We start from the raw sequence: 18,565 nt of genomic DNA on the forward strand, positions 1-18,565 counted from the left end.
CCCAATTATATGAAGAGGACATCACCATGGCCGATGTGACGAGGCGCCGCCTTCTGGCCGCCGGGGCGGCGTTCGGGGTTACCGGAACCGGCCTCTCCCTGCCGGTTCTCGCCCAATCCGGCGGGCAGCCGGGCAAGGCGGCAGGGCGCAAAAGCATCACGCTGGCCTTGCCGCGCGACGTGCAGCCGCCTTTCGATCCGCTGAACCGGCTGAGCTATCCGGAGGGCAACATCCTGCGCTCCGTCCTGCAGGGGCTGATCGCCTTCAAGCCCGGCAGCTTCGAGTGGGAGCTGTCGGCGGCCAAGCGCATCGAACAGGTGTCGGACACCGTCATCGAGTTCGAACTGAAGCCCGGCCTGCAATTCCACGACGGCTTCGGCGAACTGACCGCCGACGACGTGAAGTTCTCGTTCGAGCGGGCGATCAAGCCCGGTCCCGACGGCAAGCTTCCGCTGCACGGCAAGGATCTGGCGGCGCTGGAGGAGGTCGAGGTCACCGGCACCCACACCGGCCGGATCAAACTGAAGACCCCTGCGCCTGCGCTGTGGCAGGTGGTGCTGCCCGACAATTCCGGCCTGATCGTCTCGCGCAAGGCGTTCGAGGCCGGGGCCTACCGTGCCGACCAGCCCACGAAGGTGATTGGCACCGGCCCCTACCGGCTGGCCGAATGGCGTCCCAACGAGCGCGTCGTCCTGCGCGCCAACCCGGATTTCCAGGGGCCGAAGCCCGGCTTCGAGGAGATCGTCCTGCGCCCGGTGCGTGATCCCAAGACCGCCGAGCTGGCCTTCCGTGCCGACGAGCTGCAATTCACCGCCATCGAGCCGGCGAACGCCGCCGACGTGGCCAAGATACCGGGCACGAAGATCCTCAAGCAGGACTCGATCAACTTCGTGTGGATCGGCATCAATGTCGAGAAGGCGCCCTTCACCGACCTGCGCGTCCGTCAGGCGATCCGGCTTGCCATCGACGTCGATCAGGTGATCGAGGGCGCCTACAACGGCGCGGTCGGCCGGGCCTACGCCCCGGTGACGCCGGGGCTGCTCGGCTATTGGAAGGACGCGCCGCGCCGCGCCCGCGATGTCGCCGCGGCGAAGAAGCTGCTGGCCGAGGCCGGCGTCTCCGGGCTGCGCACCCGGCTGACGCTGCTGAACAAGCCGGCCTACCAGAATGCCGGCATCATCATCCAGGCCCAGCTTGCCGAGGTCGGGATCACGCTGGACCTCGACGTGCAGGAGGGCGGCAGCTACTGGTCGGCCGGCAACGGCGAGACCGGCAAGACCCTGGAGCTGTCGCTCCAGCGTTTCGGCGGCAAGGCCGACCCGTCCTTCCAGCTGCAATGGTTCACCGCAGCCCAGATCGGCAGCTGGAACTGGCAGCGCTGGAACAACCCGGACTATGACGCGCTGTTCACCAAGGCCGGTGCCATCACCGATGCAGCCGAGCGCGCCCGCCTCTACATCGAGGCGCAGAAGCTGATCGACGAGTCCGCCGCCTTCATCTGGCTGACCCACGAGGTCAATGTCTATGCGCTGAAGGACTGGCTGGTGCCCGGCATCCTGCCCAACGGCGACGACCAGCTGTTCAACCGCTTCGGCGCGGCCTGACCGTGGCGGTAGCCGTGCCGGTCCTGCTGCGGCATGCCGGGCAGCGCCTCGCCACCACCCTGCTGGTGCTGGCCGGGGCGGTCGCCCTGCTGTTCGTGCTGACCCTGTTCATCTCCGGCAACCCGGCGCAGGTGCTGCTCGGCCCCCGCGCCACGCCGGAGGCGGTGCAGGCCTTCACCCAGGCGATGGGACTCGACCGTCCGGTGCACGAGCGCTTCGCCCTGTTCGTCTGGAACGTGCTGCACGGCGATCTCGGCACCGACGTGGTGTCGGGACGCCCGGTGGCGGCGCTGGTGGCGGAGGTGCTGCCCTACACCGTCACCCTGACCCTGTCGGCCATCGGCATCGCCGTGCTGTTCGGCGTGCCGCTCGGCTGCTACGCGGCGACCCACCCCGGCAGTGCCGTGGACCGCGCGGCGGCGGTTGTCAGCATCGGCTTCATCGCCATCCCGAACTTCGTGGTGGCGATCCTGCTGCTGATGGTCTTCTCCATCTGGCTCGACTGGTTCCCGGTCCTGGGCGTCAGCCGGTCGGGGGACGTCGGCGACCAGCTGGCACGGCTGGCCCTGCCGGCGGTGTCGCTGGCGCTCGGCTGGATCGGCTACATCGCCCGGCTGCTGCGCGCCTCGCTGCTGGAGGTGCTGGGCGAGCCGCACATCCGCACGCTACGCGCCTATGGCGTGCCGGACCGGGTGATCGTCTACAAATACGCCCTGAAGCCGGCGGCGATCCCGACGGTGGCGATCCTGGGCCTCGGCGTCGGCCGGCTGCTCGGCGGCGCCATCTTCGCCGAGATCGTCTTCGCCCGGCCGGGCATCGGCACGCTGGTCTACGACGCGATCTCCTCGCGCAACTACCCGGTGGTGCAGGCCTGCGTGCTGGTGGTGGTGGCGCTGTTCACCCTGACCAACCTGGCTGTCGATCTCAGCTATGCCTGGCTCGACCCGCGCATCCGCCGGGCGGGGGACACCCGATGATCGGTGTTCTGAACCGCATCTGGCGCGATCCGGGCGGGCGCGCCGGGCTGCTGCTGGTCGCGGCGGTGCTGCTGCTCGGGCTGGCCGGGCCGTGGATGGTTCCCCATGACCCCAACAAGCTCAGCATCCTGGCCCGCTTCTGCGGGCCGTCGGCGGCGCATTGGCTCGGCACCGACCATCTCGGCCGCGACCTGCTGAGCCGGCTTGCCGACGGCGGGCGGGTGGCGCTGCTGGTGGCGCTCTCGACCATCGCCGTGGCGCTCGCCGCCGGTACCCTGCTCGGCATCGCCGCCGCCTATGCGCCGCCGGCGGCGGAGCGGGCGATCCTCGCCGTCTTCGACATCGTCAGCGCCTTTCCCAGCCTCGTCTTCGCGCTGGCGGTGGTGGCGCTGATGGGGCCGGGGCTGGACAAGGTGATCCTGATCGTCGCCGTGACGCTGGTCCCGCATTTCGGCCGGGTGGCGCGGGCACAGACGCTGAGCCTGCGCAACAGCCCTTTCCTGGAGGCCGAGCGCGTGCTGGGCGCCTCGCCGCTGCGCATCGCGCTGCATCATCTGGTGCCCAACATCCTGGGGCCGCTGGTGGTGCTGGCCAGCATGGACGTGCCCGTCGTCATCACCATCGAGGCGGGCCTGAGCTTCCTCGGCGTCGGGGTGCCGCCGCCGCGGGCGAGCTGGGGAACGCTGCTGCATGACGGCTACATCACGCTGTCGCAATCGCCCTGGCCGGTGATCGCCGCAGGTGCTGTGCTGACGCTGGCGACGCTGGGCTTCACCCTGTTCGGCGAAGCGCTGCGCGATGCCCTGGATCCCAAAGCGGATCCTAAAGCAGATCCGAAGCTGAGGACCGAACCGTGACCGCTTCCCCACAAGAGGCGGAGCCGCTGATCGCCATCCGCAACCTGTCGGTTTCCTTCGCGACCGGCGCCGGCCCGGCAGACGTGCTGCGCAACGTGTCGCTGGACCTTGGGCGCGGGCGCGTCGTCGGGCTGGTCGGGGAATCCGGTTCGGGGAAATCGACCCTGGCCTCGGCCATCCCGCGCCTGCTGCCGCGCAACCTGTCGCGGCTGGAGGGCTCGATAGCCTATGGCGGGCGCGACCTGCTGGCCTTGCCCGACCACGAGCTGGCGGCACTGCGCGGCACCCGCTTCGCGATGATCTTCCAGGACCCGATGGCGGCGCTGAACCCGGTCTTTCGCATCGGCACCCAGCTGGTCGACCTGCAACGCGCCAAGCGCCCGAAGGAAAGGCGCGGTGCCCTGCTGGCGCGGGCGGCGGCGATGCTGGCCCGTGTCGGCATTCCCGACGCCGAACGCCGGCTGTCCAATTACCCGCACCAGTTCAGCGGCGGCATGCGCCAGCGGATCATGATCGCGGCAGCCCTGCTGGCCGAACCCGACCTGCTGATCGCGGACGAGCCGACGACTGCGCTCGACCCCACCATCGAAGGGCAGATCGTCGCCCTGATCGAGGAGCTTCGGCAGGATTATCGCGGCACCATCCTGCTGATCGCCCACAGCCTGGGGCTGGTGTCGCAGCTGTGCGACGACGTGGCGGTGCTCTATGCCGGCACGGTGGTGGAGAGCGGTCCGGCCGCCGCCGTGCTGGGCGATCCCCGCCACCCCTACACCCGCGCCCTGCTGGCCTGCGAGATCGGCGCCGGCGTCGCCCGGCGCGCCACGCTGGCCTCGATCCCCGGCGAGGTGCCGGACGCGACGCGCCTGCCGCAGGGCTGTGTCTTCGCCCCGCGCTGCCCGCAGGCGGCGGAGCCCTGCCGTGCCGCGGTGCCGCCGTTGCGCGCGCTCGGCGGCGGCCGATCCGTCGCCTGCACCCTGGTCTGAGGAAACTGGCCGTGAATCATCCCCTGCGGTCGCTCGCCCTGCTGTCGCTCGATGGTCTGTCGCTGAATTACGGCACCGTCCCGGCGGTGCGCGCGGTGTCGTTCGACCTCCATCCGGGAGAAACCCTGAGCGTGGTGGGGGAGAGCGGCTCCGGCAAATCCTCGCTGATCCGCACCGCGCTGGGGCTGGTGCCGCCGACGGCGGGAACGGTGCGCTTCGACAGGCGCGGCCTCGGGGACCTGCGCGGGCGCGAGGCGAAGGCGTTCCGCCGCGACGCCCAGATGATCTTCCAGGATCCGGCCGCCGCCCTGTCGCCGCGCATGACCGTCCGCACTCTGCTGACCGAGCCGCTGCGCATCCATGGCGTGGCGGAGCGGTCGGCGTGGCCGGGCGTGCTCGACCTGCTGCGCCGGGTCGGACTGCCGGAGTCGGTGCTGGAGAAGCATCCGCACCAGATCAGCGGCGGTCAGGCGCGCCGGGTCGGCATCGCCCGCGCGCTGGTGCTGCGGCCGCGCCTGCTGGTCGCCGACGAGCCGACCGCCGGCCTCGACCTGTCGGTGCAGGGCGACATCGTCAATCTGCTGGTCGATCTCCAGCGCGATTTCGGCCTGACCATCCTGATGGTGTCGCACAATCTCGACGTGGTGCGCGCCATGTCCGACCGGGTGCTGGTGCTCTATCTTGGCCGTGCGGTGGAGGTTGGGCCGGCGGAGCATGTGCTGAACGCCCCCGCGCACCCCTATACGCGGGCGCTGCTGGCGGCGGTTCCCCGCTTCGATCCCGGCAACCGGCACCGCGCGCCGCCCCTGCCCGGCGAGGTGCCCAGTCCGCGCAACCCCCCGTCCGGCTGTGCCTTCCACCCCCGCTGCCCGCTGGCCGATGCGCGCTGCCGCACCGAGGAGCCGGCGGAACGCATCCTGACCGACGGGCGCCGCGTCGCCTGCCATAAACCCCTGCTCGCCTCCCTGGCGGCAGCGTGAACGGAGTTCCCGCGATGGCGGACATCAGCATTTCCTACCTGAACGGCCCGGACGTCGAACGGCTGGCGCTGACCGATGACGAGATCCTGGCGGCGGTGGAGCAGGCGCTCCACGCCCAGGGCAGCGGCCGGACGGTGATCGAGCCGCGCGTCCACCTGATCCCTGAAAGCTCGGCCAAGGGGCATTTCAACGTGCTGCGCGGCGTGGTGAAGCCGCTTGGCGTCGCCGGGGTCAAGGTGGTTGGCGACTTCGTCGACAACTACAAGCGCGGCCTGCCGTCGGAGATGGCGGTGCTGAACCTGTTCGATCCCGAGACCGGGATGCCGAAGGCCTTCATCGACGCCACCGGCATCACCGAGATGCGCACCGGCGCCGTCACCGCGCTGGGGGCCAAGCATCTGGCGCGCAAGGACAGCCGGATCCTCGGCCACATCGGCGCGCGCGGCACCGCCTATTGGAACGTCCGGCTGCTCGACCGGCTGTTCGACTTCGACGAGATTCGTGTCCTTTCGCGCCGTCCCGAAAGCCGCGACGGCTTCGCCGAGCGGCTGTCGCGCGACCTCGGCAAGCCGGTGGTGGCGACGGAGGATTGGGAGACCTGCGTGCGCGGCGCCGACATCGTGGTCGAGGCCTCGCGCCTGCCGGAACCGGCGCCGCTGCTGAAGACCGGCTGGATCGCCAAGGGGGCGCTGGTCGTGCCCTACGGCACCATGAGCGCGGTCGAGCTGTCGTTGACCGACATCATGGACAAGATGGTGGTGGACGACTGGGGCCAGTGCCGCAAGGGGCTGCCCTTTGGCGCGCTCCGCGCCCATGTCGACAGCGGCCGGCTGAGCGAGGAGAATTTGCATGCCGAACTCGGCCAGATCGTCGCGGGCCTGCGGCCGGGCCGCGAAAGCGACGAGGAGACCATCCTGTTCTGGCATCGCGGCCTCAGCCTCAGCGACATCGCGCTCGGCCATGCGCTGCTGGAGAAGGCTGCCCGGCTGGGCGTCGGGCAGACTCTTCGTTTTGCGTGATCGCCCTTTCGTTCCGATCAATGGGTGAAGGGGTGGGGCGGCTGGTGGTGCGGCGTGAACAGATAGCGCCGGGCCACCTCGCCGTACCCCCGGTAGACCAGACCGCTGTTGCGGGCGATCAGTGCGCTCCGGTTCGCACGGTAATAGGCGGGGATGGCGTACCAGGGCAGGTCCGGCCGCAGATGATGGACGACATGCAGGTTGTTGTGGAGGAACAGCAGCCCGAACAGCGGCGCGCGCTCGACGATGGCGGTGCGGTGGTCGCTGTCCCCGGCGGCGCGGTGCTCGGCGAAGGACCGGACCAGGGCCAGGGCGAAACCGGGATAGACATAGAGCAGCGCATAGGCCCAGAGCGGAATCCCGCAGACCAGCGTCACCCAGGCGGCGACCACCCCTGCTGCCGCGCCATGTGTCAGCCAGATGGTCCAGGCTTCGCGGTCGCCGCGCGCCAGCAGGACGGCCTCGCCGCGCAGGAAGCTGGCGATGGCGAGGGCCGGGCCGATGGTCAGGCGGCCGGCCAGCGTGTTGTCGACCCGCAGAAGGGTCCGCGCCAGCGGACCGCGCGCCGCCCAATGCGCCGGGGTGACGTAACGGGATTCCGGATCCTCGACCGGATCGGTCAGCCACTCCTCGCGGTGATGGGTGGTGTGCTGCTGACGGTAGCGCTCATAAGGAAGCCAGAGGCTGAGCGGGGCGAAGCCCAGCGCCGCATTGATCCTCGCCGAGCGGGTCGGGTGGCCGTGGATGACCTCATGCTGCAACGACATGTGCCAGGCGATCAGCCAGGACCCCAACGGCAGCACCACCCACCAGGGCAGGGCATGGTCGAACCATGTCAGCAGTCCCCAACCCCCGTAAATGACCAGCGCCAGAATCCAGGTCGGCGCTTCCGGCAGGCTGCGCAAGCGTGCCCGTCGGCTGGAGGAGGGCACGGCCACGTCGATCATAGAATTCACCATATGAATTGGTTGTTCATTCTTAAACTATATCTCATTAATAGGAAATGACGCAATGGAGCGTGAGCTGAGCCGTGGAGCCGCATCCATCGGCGTTGCGTAGCGGACCGGCGCTCCCGAAACGGCGGATAAAGCACATTAAAAAATTGCTAAATACCAGAATTCACATGATACATACGCTTTTATGTTGCGAAACAACAAATCCGCCGATAACCCTTGGGAAAAGGGAGTGCAGAACATGGATGAAGTTAAGATTCAGCGGCGCAGGGCGCTCGGTGCGATCATGCTGACAGGTGCGGGGGCCGGGGCCTCGCTGGTCGCGGTCACGCCGGCACCGGCGGCGGCGCAGCAATCCGCCGATACGCTCCAGCAGGTTCGCAACCGCGGCGAACTGCGGATCGGAACGCCGCCGGGCGAGCCCTGGTTCTTCAAGGATCAACGGTCAGGCGAGTGGAAGGGGATCGGCTGGGGCGCCGGTGTCGCCCTGGCCGAGGAACTCGGCGTCAAGCCGGTCGCCGTCGAGACGACCTGGGGTACCGCGGTCGCCGGCCTCCAGGCGGGGCAGTTCGACGTGTTGTTCGCCATGGACGCGACCCCCCAGCGTGCGCTCGCCGTCGATTTCCCGGTCCAGCCGATGTTCTATTATGCGCTGGGCGTCCTGGCCCGCGACGGTCTGGCAGCGAAGAGCTGGAGCGACCTCGACAAGCCCGATGTGCGCATCGGCGTCGTGCTCGGCACCTCGCCGGACCGCGAACTGACCGTGCGCCTGACCAATGCCAAGCTGGAGCGCTTTCCCAACATCGACGAGGTGGGGGCCGCTTTCGTCTCCGGCCGTGTCGACGCGGTCTCGCTGTTCCATCCGGCGCTGGTCATGCTGCGCAGCCGCGTGAAGCGCGGCACCGTGCTGCTGCCCGACCCGGTCCGTGCCGCCTCGACCAGCGCCGGCGTGCGCCGCGACGTGGACAAGTCGTGGCGCGACTGGGTCGGCATCGCCATCCAGTCGCTCTATGAGTCGGGCCGGATCCAGAAGATCTACGAGGAGTTCCTCGCCTTCCGCGGGATCGATCCCAAGGAGGCTCCGGCCCTCGTGCGCGAGCAATGGTCCCGGACCTGACCTAGTCATCCGCCCCCGGCCGGTCCGGGGGCGGTCTCGCAGCGCAGGAACGGGAGCGCAGGAACGCCTTATGGGCTATGTCTGGGATTTCTTCGCCGTTGCCCGCAATGCCGACATCCTGCTGGCCGGGCTGGGCCAGACGCTGCTGCTGTCGGTCTGCGGCATCGCGGTGGGGGTGGCGATCGGCGGCGTGCTGGCGGCAATGCGCCTGTCGGGCCGGCGGACGCTGTCCTGGCCGGCGCTGGCCTTCACCGAATTCTACCGCAACACGCCGCCGCTGGTGCATTTCTTCTGGTTCTTCTACGGCCTGCCGATGGCGTTCGGGCTGACGCTGCCGCCTTTCGCCGCCGCCCTGGCGGCGCTGGGCGTCCAGTCCGCCGCCTTCTTCGCCGAAGTGTTCCGCGGCGGCATCCTGTCGGTCGAGACCGGCCAGTGGGAGGCCGGCCGGGCGCTCGGCATGGGGCGGGCGCGGCTGATGCGGCGGATCATCCTGCCCCAGGCCGCCCGCCGGATGGCTGCGCCCTTCGTCGAACGCAGCTTCGAACTGGTGAAGACCACGACGCTGGCCGCAGCGCTGGCTTTCCACGAGACGATCTACAGCGCCATGGTCATCGTCACCCAGACCTACCGCCCTCTTGAGGTCTACACGGTGGTCGCCGGACTGTTCTTCATCGTCCTGTTCTCCGCCAGTCAGGTCGCGGAGTGGCTGGAGGCCCGCGGCCGCCGGGCGGGAGCGCGCTGACCATGCCGACGATCACGATGCCGGAGCTTCAATTCGGCGAGGTCTTCGCCAACATCGACCTGCTTCTCGAAGCCTGCGGCCTGACGCTGGCGCTGTGGGCGGTGGCGCTCGCCGCCGGCCTGTCGGGTGGCCTGCTCGTCGGCCTCGCCCGCATCTCGCCACGGCGCTGGATCGCATGGCCGGCGCGCGGCTATGTCGAGCTGTTCCGCAACACGCCGGTGCTGGTCCAGCTCATCTGGTTCTACTACGCGCTGCCGGTGCTGAGCGGCATCCAGCTGCCGGCCTTCGCCGCCGCGGCGCTGGCCCTGAGCCTGAACGCCTCTGCCTATTGCGCCGAGATCTACCGTGGCGGAATCCAGTCGGTTGCGGCCGGGCAATGGGAGGCGGGGCGGGCGCTCGGCATGGGGCGGCTGCGGCTGCTGCGCCGCATCATCCTGCCCCTGGCGGTGCGGCGCATGGTGCCGGCCTTCACCAACCGCGCGGTCGAACTCGCCAAGAACACCTCGGTCGCCTCGATCATCACCGTGCACGAACTGATGTACACCGCAAGGCTGTTCAGCAGCCAGAACTACATCCCCATGGAAACCTTCACCGTCGTGGCCATGATCTATTTCCTGCTGATCTACCCCTTCACGCTGGCATCCTACGCGCTGGAACGGCGCTTCGCGGCGGGACGGGCATGACCGTGGCCGGCGACGTCGTGTTGCAGGTCGAGGATCTGCACAAGAGCTTCGGCTCCACCGAGGTGCTGAAGGGCATCGACCTTTCGGTGCGCCGGGGCGAGCGCATCGCGATCCTCGGTTCCAGCGGGTCGGGCAAGAGCACGCTTCTGCGCTGCCTGAACGTTCTGGAGATGCCGACCAGGGGGCGCCTGATCCTCGACGGGGAGGCGGTGGGCAAGCCGGCGGCCGGCGGCGGCACCCGCTATCGCGAGGCCGAGCTGAACCGCCTGCGGGCGCGGGTCGGCATGGTCTTCCAGCAGTTCAACCTTTTCCCCCACATGACCGCACTGGAGAATGTGATGGAGGGGCCGCTGTCGGTGCTCGGCCGCTCGCGGGCCGAGGCGCGGAGGACGGCGCAGCGGCATCTGGAGCGGGTCGGCCTCGGCGGCAAGGCGGAGGCCCATCCGGCCCGCCTGTCCGGCGGCCAGCAGCAGCGCGTCGCCATCGCCCGCGCCCTGGCGATGGACCCCGAAGTGCTGCTGTTCGACGAGCCGACCTCGTCGCTCGATCCGGAGTTGGTGGGGGAGGTGCTCGGCGTCATCAACGACCTGTCGGAGGACGGGCGGACCATGCTGCTGGTGACGCATGAGCTGGGCTTCGCCTACCACTTCGCCACCCGCATCCTGTTCCTGCACGAGGGCCGCATCCTGGAGGACGGCCCGCCCGAGCAGGTGCTGAAGTCCCCGCGCGAGGAGCGCACGCGGCGTTTCCTCGACCGTTTCACCGCCTTCCGATTCTGACGGTTCGCCCATGCAACCCGTTTCCACGCCGATGCGCACGCCATGACCTCGCTGACACGGCGTCTGGCCGATTTCGCGGCGGGGCTGTCGGTGGCGGACATCCCCGCCGACGTCCTCGCCAAGATCAAGCTGCATCTGCTCGACGCGCTCGGTTGCGGCCTCGCCGGTGCGGGCACCGACCTGACCCGGCGCGTGCTGGCCACCGTGCGGGTGGACTGTGCCGACGGCCCCTGTCCGGTGCCGGGCATGGGAGTCTCGCTCGCGCCGGCCGGAGCCGCCTTCGTCAATTCCACGGCGATGAACGCGCTCGACCATGACGACGGCTTCGAGGTCGACGGCAAGGGCATGGGGCATCCGGGGGCGACGCTGGTCGCCGCCGCGCTGAGCGGCGTGGCCGTGTCCGGTGCCGACGGCGCAACGCTGCTGGCGGCGCTTGCCGCCGCCTACGAGATCAACGCCCGCATCATCCTGTCGATCCAGCCGAGCCAGGAGAGGTTCCGGCAGGTCTATGGCGTGTGCCAGCACCAGTCGCTGGCGGCGGCGGCGGTCTACGGCCGCCTTCTCGGACTCGATGGCACCGATCTCGCCAATGCCTTCGGCTTCGCCGGGACGCTGGCGCCGGTGCCGAGCCTGCGGCGCTACAATTGGGATGCCCGCCCGCTGGTGTCCTTCAAGGACTTCAACGCCCCGGCCACGGAGGCCGGGCTGCGTGCCGTCGGCTACGCCATGGCGGGGCTGGTCGGTGCCGCCGATGTGCTCGACGGGCCGACCGGGTTCTGGCGGATGATCGGTTCTGACCGTTTCGATCCGGACGTCCTGTGCGACGGGCTGGGAGAGGTCTGGTGGGCGCGCCATGCCAGCTTCAAGGCCTATCCGGCCTGCCGCTGGATGCACACGGCGCTGGAATCCTTCGAGACGCTGCGCGACAGCCACGGGCTGGCGGCCGGCGAGATCGAGCGGATCGAGGTTCTGACCTCCGCCGGTCTGTCGCGCGACTTCATGGATGCGGCCCCCGCCACCATGGTCGATGCCCAGTTCAGCCTGCCTTACTGTCTTGCCTGCCTCGCGCTGGGGCTGCCATCGCCGGATTGGCATGTCGCCGGAGCCCTTGCTGATGATGACCGCGCGGCTCTGGCCGCCCGCGTGACCGCGACCGTCGACCGCGAGATCGACGGGGCGATGAGCGGGGAGACGCGCCGGCCCGCCGGGCAGGTGCGGGTGCGCGCACGCGGACGCTGGTTCGAGGGGCCGCGGCTGTCCCATCCGCGCGGCTGTCGCGAACGACCGATGGACGACGCGGCCGTGATCGCGAAGTTCCGCGCCAACGCGGCACGGGTGCTGGCCGAACCGGCGGTCGAGCGCCTGCAAGCCGCCGTGCTGACCATCGGAACCGCTGGCGACGCCCGCTGCCTCTTCCGGGACACGGCAGCGGCCTGACCATCGGGACGATGCCCGGAGGGAGGCCACCGCACCTGTCCAGTCCCGTCAGCTCCAGGCATGGAGCGGCGGGTTGACGCCGTTCAGGGCATGGTTGCCGAGGATGGCGTATTTCCAGCGCACCGGGTCGTGCAGCGTGTGGGTGCGGGCGTTGCGCCAGTGCCGGTCGAAATTGTGCTCGGCCAGGACGGAACGGGTGCCGGCCAGTTCGAACAGGGTGCTGCTCGCCTCAAGGGCGATTTCGGTGCTGAGGATCTTGGCCTCGGCCACCGCCAGTTGGGCCTTGGCGACGGTTTCGGCACCGGGGGCGGCGACGGCGGCATCCACCGCGAGGCCCGCCTTCTCCTGCAATGCTTCGGCGGCGTGCAGCCGCAGCGTCAGGCGGCCGACCGCCTGGATGGTGTAGGGATCGTCCGACGCCCGGTCCTGCCCGCTGTCCACCCAAGGGCGGCTGCGGCTTCGCACGAACTCCAGCGTGTCGCGGATCGCTGCCTCGGCGATGCCGTTGTCGACCGCGACCTGGATGATCTGGAAGATGGCGCCGTCGGCGGTCGGCACCTCATAGCCCTTGTAGCCGGGCACCAGATGGGTCTTCGGCACCTTCACCTTGTCGAGGATCACAGTGCCGCTGGCGGTGGTGCGCTGGCCGAAGCCCGACCAGTCGTCGATCACCGTCAGGCCGGGGGCGTTGCGGTCGGCGATGGCGTACCAAGCGCGGCCCTGGTCGTCCACCGTGACGATGGGCACCAGATGGGCGAGCAGTGCGCCGGTCGAGTAGAATTTGCGGCCGGTCACCAGCACATGGTCGCCTTCGTCGCTGAAGCTCGTGGCGAAGTCGGCGGCGCGCTTGGTGCCGAATTCGGAAAAGGCGTTGCCGAAGCGGATGCCCTTCAGCACCTCGCCGAACAGCAGGCGCTGCTGCGCCTCGTCCGAGACGGTGCGGATGGCGGCGACCACGCCCAGATGGTTCTGCGAGATCTGCGACAGCGACGGATCCGCCGCCGCCACGATCTGCACCACCCTTGCCAGCGTCGCGTAGGAGACCTCCGGCCCGCCGAACGCCTTCGGCACGTTGATCGACCACAGGCCGCTCTGCGAGAAGGCGTCCAGTTCGGCCACCGGCAGGATGCGGTCGCGGTCGCGCTTCGACGCGCTGCCGGCGACTTCGCGGGCCAGCGCTTCCGCCACCGCGATGGCTTCGGCATCGTCCTTGACGATGTGGGCGGGTTTGGCCGGGCGCGGCAGGCCCGGCACGCCCTGCGGCGCGGGATCGGCGGTCTTGTCGTCGGCGGTTTTGGGGGCTGTGTCGAGAACGGCAGTGCTCATCGTCTCGTATCCTTTATCGGTTTCGGGTTGGTCCGCTCAGGCAGCGGTAGGGGTGGTTGCGGCGGCGGTGGAACTGCCGACACCGAAGCCCAGATAGAAGGCCTTGATGTCGTCGCGGTCGCGCAGGTCGGCGGCGGAGCCGTCCAGCACGGTGCGGCCGGTCTCCAGCACGCTGGCGCGGTCGGCGTGGCGCAGGGCGACGGTGGAATTCTGTTCGGCCACCAGGATCGACAGCCCCTCTTCGCGGTTCAGGCGCTTCAGGGCGGCGAAGATGCCTTCGACCACCATCGGGGCGAGGCCCATCGACGGCTCGTCCAGCACCAGCAGCCGGGGCCGCGCCATCAGCGCCCGGCCGATCGCCGTCATCTGCTGCTCCCCGCCGGAGGTCAGGCCGGCCGGGATCCTGCGCCTGTCGCGCAGCCGGGGGAACAGGGCATAGATGCGCTCCAGCTCGGAGCGCAGGGCGGCGCGGTCCAGGCCCCGCACCTGACCGCCGACGATGAGGTTGTCCTCGACGGTCAGGGAGCGGAAACAGTGCCGGCCCTCCAGAACCTGCACCAGCCCGGCGCGCACCAGTTCGGCCGGGCTGCGGCGGGTGACGTCCTCGCCGTCATAGACGATGCTGCCGGCGGCGATCTGGCCGCGCTCCGCCGGCAGCAGGCCGGACAGTGCCTTCAGGGCGGTGGTCTTGCCGGCCCCGTTGGCGCCGAGCAGGGCGACGATCTCCTTCGTCCGCACGGTCAGGCTGACGCCCGACAGCGCACGGATGGCGTGGTTGTAGGTCGCCTCGACCCCGTCCAGCGACAGCAGCACCTCGTGAATGGTCATGGCGGCGGGACTCCTCCGGGCTCAGTTGCTCGCGTCTTCGGCGGCGGGGTCGCGGACCTGGATGCCGTGCTCGGCGGCGTAGGCCAGCGACGATTTCTCGATGATCGGGCGCAGCAGGGCCCAGTCCGGGGCGATCCAGTCGGACACCACCTTCCACTTGGCGCCGTCCCACTGCTGGAAGGTCACGCGCCCTTCGCCCTCATGGTTGGCGACGCTGACGTTGATGGAATGGAACAGGCCTTTGGCACCGAGCGCCTCGACCCGTGCGGGATCGAGCCGCAGATGCTCGAAGCCCCAGCGCACCTCGTCGCCGGTCAGGGTCCGCTTGCCGAACTTGTCCTGGGCGATGCGCACCGCCTCGACATTCAGGATGCCGTTCACGATGCCGAGATTGTGATAGACGCTGCCGATCCGCTTCTTGTCGTCCAGATTGCCCTTGCCGGCGCCGTAGACCGTCTTCGCGATCTCCTGCAGCACCGGATAGTCCGCACCCGACGCCTGGGTGGTGATGGCGGTGTATCCCTTGGCGGCGTCGCCGGCCGGGATGACGTCCTCCTCGGAATTGGACCAGACGTTGCCGATGATGCGGTCGGCCGGGAAGCCGACCTTCTGCGCCGTCTTCAGCGCCACCGGATTCATCACGCCCCAGCCGCGCAGGACGACATAGTCGGGCTTGGTCCGGCGGATCGACAGCCATTGCGACTGCTGTTCGTTGCCGGGATGCGGCACCTCGACCTGCTCCACCGAGAAGCCGTATTTCTCCGCCAGCAGCTGGTAGATCGGGATGGTCTCCTTGCCGTAGGGCGAGCCGTGGTACAGCACCACGATCTTCTTGCCCTTCAGCTTCTCCAGCCCGCCTTCCCGCGTGCCGATGTAGTTCACGATGCCCGAGCTTTCGCTGTAGGGGTTCAGCAGCAGCGGGAAAACGTATTTGAAGACGCGGCCGTCGGTGCTGTCGGTGCGGCCATGGTTGACGGTGATCAGCGGAACCTTGTCGCGGCCGACATCGTCGATCATCGCATAGGCGATGCCGACCGACAGCGGGTTCCAGGCCGCGACGCCGGGCCGGTTCTTCTGCCGCTTGTAGCATTCGACGCCGCGTTCGACCTCATACTGGGTCTCGCACTCGTCCCAGGTCAGCTTGACGCCGTTGACGCCGCCGTCGCGGGTGTTGACCAGCGTCAGATAGTCGATGAAACCGCCGAAGAAGCCGGTGCCGCCGGCGGCATAGGGGCCGACGCGGTAGCTTTGCAGCGGGAAATACTGCTCGTCCGCCTGCGCGGCAGCGGGCAGCAGGGCGGCGGTGCCGAGAAGTGCGCCGAGCAGGGCGGCTCTCAGGGACAAGGTTCGGGTGTTCGGACGCGACATCTGGTGTGTCTCCGTTGGAAAGGACAGATTTTGGAAAGAGGCGGGATGCCCCGGATTTTTTGCGGTCAGCCGGTGCGGCGGAAACGCCCGGAAATCCAATTCCAGGCCCGGTTCCACAGCCGATCGAGAAGGGCGGCCAGACCGGCCGGTTCGGCGATCAGGAAGGTGACGATCAGCAGGCCGAGCACGATGCGCTGGCTCATCTCCAGCACGCCGCTGTCGAACAGCCCGCCCAGCAGCGCCTCGCCCAGCCGGGACAGCAGCAGCGGGAAGACGACGATCAGCGCCGCCCCCAGGAAGGCCCCGCGCAGCGAGGCAAGCCCGCCGATGATGACGATGAACAGGATTTGAAAGGAGCGGTCGAGGTTGAAGCCGGCCGGCTCCACCGTGCGCAGATAGGCGAAGGCCCACAGCACGCCGGCCACCCCGATGATGAAGGAGGAGACGGCGAAGGCCAGCAGCTTGACCCGCAGCACCGGGATCCCGATCACCCGCGCCGCCGTCTCATGGTCGCGCAGGGCGACCAGCGCACGGCCGGTCGGGCTTTCCACCAGCCGCCACACCGCCAGCGTCACCGCCGTCACCACGCCGAGCGCGAACAGGTAGCGGCCGGCGGAGCTGTCGAGCGGCAGGCCGGCGACCGACAGCGGCGGCACGGTGACGATGCCCGACGGGCTGTTGTTGGAAAACCAGCCGACCTTGTTGAACACCCACTGCACGAAGAACTGGGCGGCCAGCGTCGAGACGGCGAGGTAGAAGCCGCGCAGCCGCAGGCTGGGCAGGCCGAACAGCAGCCCGACCGCGGCGGCGACCAGACCGGCCAGCAGGATGTCGACCAGGAACGGCACGCCGGGCAGGCGGAGCGCCAGATTGTAGGCGGCATAGGCGCCGACCGCCATGAAGGCGGAGGACCCCAGCGATACCTGCCCGGCATAGCCGGTCAGGATGTTCAGCCCCAGTCCAGCGAGTGCCAGTGCCAAGAAAGGCGTCAGGATGGCGTCGAACAGATATTCGCTGGCGACCAGCGGCAGCACGCCGTAGGCGACGATCAACAAGGCGCCAATGCCCAGCAGGGCAGGGGAGGCACGGTGCGGGGCCGCTGCTGCGGTCTTTTCGAGTGCGAGATCGGTCATGGCTCAGACCCTTTCCACCAGCTTGGCGCCGAACAGGCCGGAGGGGCGGATCAGCAGAAAGCCAAGAGCTGCGACATAGGCGATCCACCCCTCGATCCCGCCGCCGACGAACGGCCCGATATAGACCTCCGCCAGCTTCTCCACCGCGCCGACGATCAGCCCGCCGACGATGGCTCCGGCGATGGAATCGAAGCCGCCCAGGACAAGGACCGGCAGCGCCTTCAGCACCACCAGCGACAGCGAAAACTGCACGCCCAGCCGCGCCCCCCACACCAGCCCGGCGACCAGCGCCACCACCCCGGCCGCTGTCCACACCGCGGTCCAGATGCGGTCGAGGCTCAGCCCGACCGCCAGGGCGGCGAGCTGGTCGTCGGCGACGGCGCGGAAGCCGAGACCGATGCGGGTGTAGCGGAAGAACAGGGTCAGCGCCGCCACCATCGCCCCGGCCACCGCCGCGGCGAACAGGTCGAAGCTGCTGACCAGCACGCCGCCGAACTCCAGCGGCAGGTCGTCGATGCCCAGATCGAGCCCGTGCACCTGGGTGCCCCACAGCAGCTGTGCGGCTCCTTCGATGACGTAGGACACGCCGAGCGTCGCCATGAACAGGGTGATCGGCGGCTGGTTGACCAGCGGGCGCAGCACGGCGCGCTCGATCGCGGCGCCGATGACGGTCATCGCCGCCAGCGTCAGCAGGATCGCCGCCCAGCCGGGCAGGCCGCGTTCCGTCAGGCTGACGAAGGTCAGCGCCGCGAACAGCAGCAGCGCGCCCTGGGCGAAGTTCAGCACGCCGGAGGTCTTGTAGATCAGGACGAAGCCGATGGCGACCAGGGAGTACATCACCCCCGACAGCAGGCCGCCGACCAGCACCTCGGTGAAGAATTGCCACTCCATGGCTCAGATGCCCTCTCCGGCTTCGAGGTCGTGGGCGACGCCGAGATAGGCGTCGATCACCACCGGGTCGTTGCGGATCTGATCGGGTGTGCCGTCGGCGATCAGCCGGCCGTAATCCAGCACGGCGATGCGGTCGGACAGCCCCATCACGACGCCGACGTCATGTTCGATCAGCACGATGGTGGTGCCGAGATCGTCGCGGGCGGCGCGGATGTGGCCGCTGAGATCCCGCTTCTCGGTCAGGGTCATGCCGGCCATCGGCTCGTCCAGCAGCAGCAGGCGGGGCCGCGCCACCAAAGCGCGGGCAAGCTCGACCCGTTTCTGCATCCCGTAGGGCAGGGTGCCGGCCGGGCGGTCGCGGACACCGTCGAGATGCAGGAAGGCCAGAAGCTCCTCCGCCCTGGCATAGCCCTCCGCCCGTTCCCGCCGGGCGGCCGGCAGGCCGATGACCTGGGCGAATAGCCCGGCGCGCAGCCGGTGCGACAGGCCGGCGGCGACGTTGTCCAGCACCGACAAACCCTTGAACAGCGCCAGATTCTGGAAGGTGCGGGACACGCCGAGCTTCGCCAGCCGGTCGGTCGGCACGGCAGCGAAGCTGTGCCCGCCGAGCCAGACCCGGCCGCGGTCGGGCTGGTACAGGCCGCTGACGACGTTGAGCAGCGAGCTTTTGCCGGCGCCGTTCGGACCGATGACCGCCCGGATTTCCCCCGGCGCGACGGCGAAGGAGATGTCGCTCAGCGCCGTGACGCCGCCGAAGGACAGCGACAGCGCCTCCACCGCCAGGGCGGACGGAACGGTCCCCGCCGCGGGCGAGACAAAAGCTTCAGAAAGGACGGCCGGCATGGGCGCGCTCCGCTGGAGACCTCGGGTTGTGGGGCGGGGGAGGCG

18 protein-coding genes are annotated in these 18,565 nt (G+C 69.3%); 11 read left to right on the plus strand and 7 right to left on the minus strand.

Translation table 11 applies throughout. The features are described 5' to 3' along the window. Positions 1–26 precede the first annotated feature (26 nt). Genes GBZ48_RS07405 through GBZ48_RS07430 form a run of 6 tightly spaced genes read left to right on the plus strand, consistent with a single transcriptional unit; the run spans position 27 to position 6,420 of the window. A complete protein-coding gene (locus GBZ48_RS07405) occupies positions 27–1,604 on the plus strand; it encodes an ABC transporter substrate-binding protein (RefSeq protein ID WP_174470438.1) in 1,578 nt (525 codons plus the stop codon). A gap of 2 nt (positions 1,605–1,606) precedes the next feature. Beyond that, positions 1,607–2,581, plus strand: a complete 975-nt coding sequence (locus tag GBZ48_RS07410; protein WP_343049400.1) for an ABC transporter permease — start codon at positions 1,607–1,609, stop codon at positions 2,579–2,581. Then, positions 2,578–3,438, plus strand: coding sequence for an ABC transporter permease (locus GBZ48_RS07415; RefSeq protein ID WP_174470439.1), 861 nt, complete (start codon positions 2,578–2,580; stop codon positions 3,436–3,438). Before GBZ48_RS07410 ends, GBZ48_RS07415 begins: the two co-directional genes overlap by 4 nt. Next, positions 3,435–4,421, plus strand: coding sequence for an oligopeptide/dipeptide ABC transporter ATP-binding protein (locus GBZ48_RS07420; protein ID WP_174470440.1), 987 nt, complete (start codon positions 3,435–3,437; stop codon positions 4,419–4,421). Before GBZ48_RS07415 ends, GBZ48_RS07420 begins: the two co-directional genes overlap by 4 nt. An 11-nt stretch (positions 4,422–4,432) precedes the next feature. Next, positions 4,433–5,401 carry an ABC transporter ATP-binding protein gene (locus GBZ48_RS07425; RefSeq protein WP_343049401.1) on the plus strand — a complete coding sequence of 323 codons (969 nt, stop codon included), beginning with the start codon at positions 4,433–4,435 and terminating at the stop codon, positions 5,399–5,401. 14 nt (positions 5,402–5,415) lie between these two features. Beyond that, positions 5,416–6,420, plus strand: coding sequence for an ornithine cyclodeaminase family protein (locus GBZ48_RS07430; protein WP_174470441.1), 1,005 nt, complete (start codon positions 5,416–5,418; stop codon positions 6,418–6,420). Positions 6,421–6,437: 17 nt separating this feature from the next. On the opposite strand, the gene GBZ48_RS07435 is transcribed toward GBZ48_RS07430, so the two are convergent. Beyond that, on the minus strand, positions 6,438–7,367 hold the full coding sequence (locus tag GBZ48_RS07435) for a fatty acid desaturase (RefSeq protein ID WP_174470442.1): 930 nt from the start codon (positions 7,365–7,367) through the stop codon (positions 6,438–6,440). 247 nt (positions 7,368–7,614) lie between these two features. Between GBZ48_RS07435 and GBZ48_RS07440 the strand changes: the two genes are divergently transcribed. The 5 genes from GBZ48_RS07440 to GBZ48_RS07460 all read left to right on the plus strand — a co-directional run bounded on the left by GBZ48_RS07440 (position 7,615) and on the right by GBZ48_RS07460 (position 12,131). Continuing rightward, positions 7,615–8,490 (plus strand): transporter substrate-binding domain-containing protein, encoded by an 876-nt coding sequence (locus tag GBZ48_RS07440; RefSeq protein ID WP_246307046.1) that lies wholly within the window; start codon positions 7,615–7,617, stop codon positions 8,488–8,490. A 70-nt stretch (positions 8,491–8,560) separates the two neighbouring features. Next, positions 8,561–9,232, plus strand: a complete 672-nt coding sequence (locus GBZ48_RS07445) for an amino acid ABC transporter permease (RefSeq protein ID WP_174470444.1) — start codon at positions 8,561–8,563, stop codon at positions 9,230–9,232. Positions 9,233–9,234: 2 nt separating this feature from the next. Beyond that, positions 9,235–9,915, plus strand: coding sequence for an amino acid ABC transporter permease (locus GBZ48_RS07450; protein ID WP_246307047.1), 681 nt, complete (start codon positions 9,235–9,237; stop codon positions 9,913–9,915). Next, entirely contained in the window at positions 9,912–10,694 is a 783-nt protein-coding gene (locus tag GBZ48_RS07455) for an amino acid ABC transporter ATP-binding protein (protein WP_211105669.1), read from the plus strand. Before GBZ48_RS07450 ends, GBZ48_RS07455 begins: the two co-directional genes overlap by 4 nt. Before the next feature lie 42 nt (positions 10,695–10,736). Further along, the gene (locus GBZ48_RS07460; RefSeq protein WP_174470445.1) at positions 10,737–12,131 is read left to right on the plus strand and encodes an MmgE/PrpD family protein; all 1,395 of its coding nucleotides are present in this window, start codon (positions 10,737–10,739) and stop codon (positions 12,129–12,131) included. A gap of 48 nt (positions 12,132–12,179) precedes the next feature. Here the strand turns inward: GBZ48_RS07460 and GBZ48_RS07465 are convergent, their stop codons facing one another. From GBZ48_RS07465 to GBZ48_RS07490, 6 genes are all read right to left on the minus strand, one after another. Beyond that, positions 12,180–13,457 (minus strand): SfnB family sulfur acquisition oxidoreductase, encoded by a 1,278-nt coding sequence (locus GBZ48_RS07465; protein ID WP_174470446.1) that lies wholly within the window; start codon positions 13,455–13,457, stop codon positions 12,180–12,182. A gap of 36 nt (positions 13,458–13,493) precedes the next feature. Beyond that, a complete protein-coding gene (locus GBZ48_RS07470) occupies positions 13,494–14,285 on the minus strand; it encodes an ABC transporter ATP-binding protein (protein ID WP_174470447.1) in 792 nt (263 codons plus the stop codon). Between the two features lie 21 nt (positions 14,286–14,306). Next, positions 14,307–15,653 carry an ABC transporter substrate-binding protein gene (locus GBZ48_RS07475; RefSeq protein ID WP_174470448.1) on the minus strand — a complete coding sequence of 449 codons (1,347 nt, stop codon included), beginning with the start codon at positions 15,651–15,653 and terminating at the stop codon, positions 14,307–14,309. A gap of 65 nt (positions 15,654–15,718) precedes the next feature. After that, positions 15,719–16,786: a branched-chain amino acid ABC transporter permease gene (locus GBZ48_RS07480; protein ID WP_174470449.1), complete on the minus strand. Its 1,068-nt coding sequence runs from the start codon at positions 16,784–16,786 to the stop codon at positions 15,719–15,721. A gap of 3 nt (positions 16,787–16,789) precedes the next feature. Continuing rightward, a complete protein-coding gene (locus tag GBZ48_RS07485) occupies positions 16,790–17,677 on the minus strand; it encodes a branched-chain amino acid ABC transporter permease (RefSeq protein WP_174470450.1) in 888 nt (295 codons plus the stop codon). 3 nt (positions 17,678–17,680) lie between these two features. After that, positions 17,681–18,520 (minus strand): ABC transporter ATP-binding protein, encoded by an 840-nt coding sequence (locus GBZ48_RS07490; protein WP_174470451.1) that lies wholly within the window; start codon positions 18,518–18,520, stop codon positions 17,681–17,683. Positions 18,521–18,565: the final 45 nt, after the last annotated feature.

It is taken from the genome of Azospirillum melinis (genome assembly GCF_013340935.1).
GTDB lineage: Bacteria > Pseudomonadota > Alphaproteobacteria > Azospirillales > Azospirillaceae > Azospirillum > Azospirillum melinis.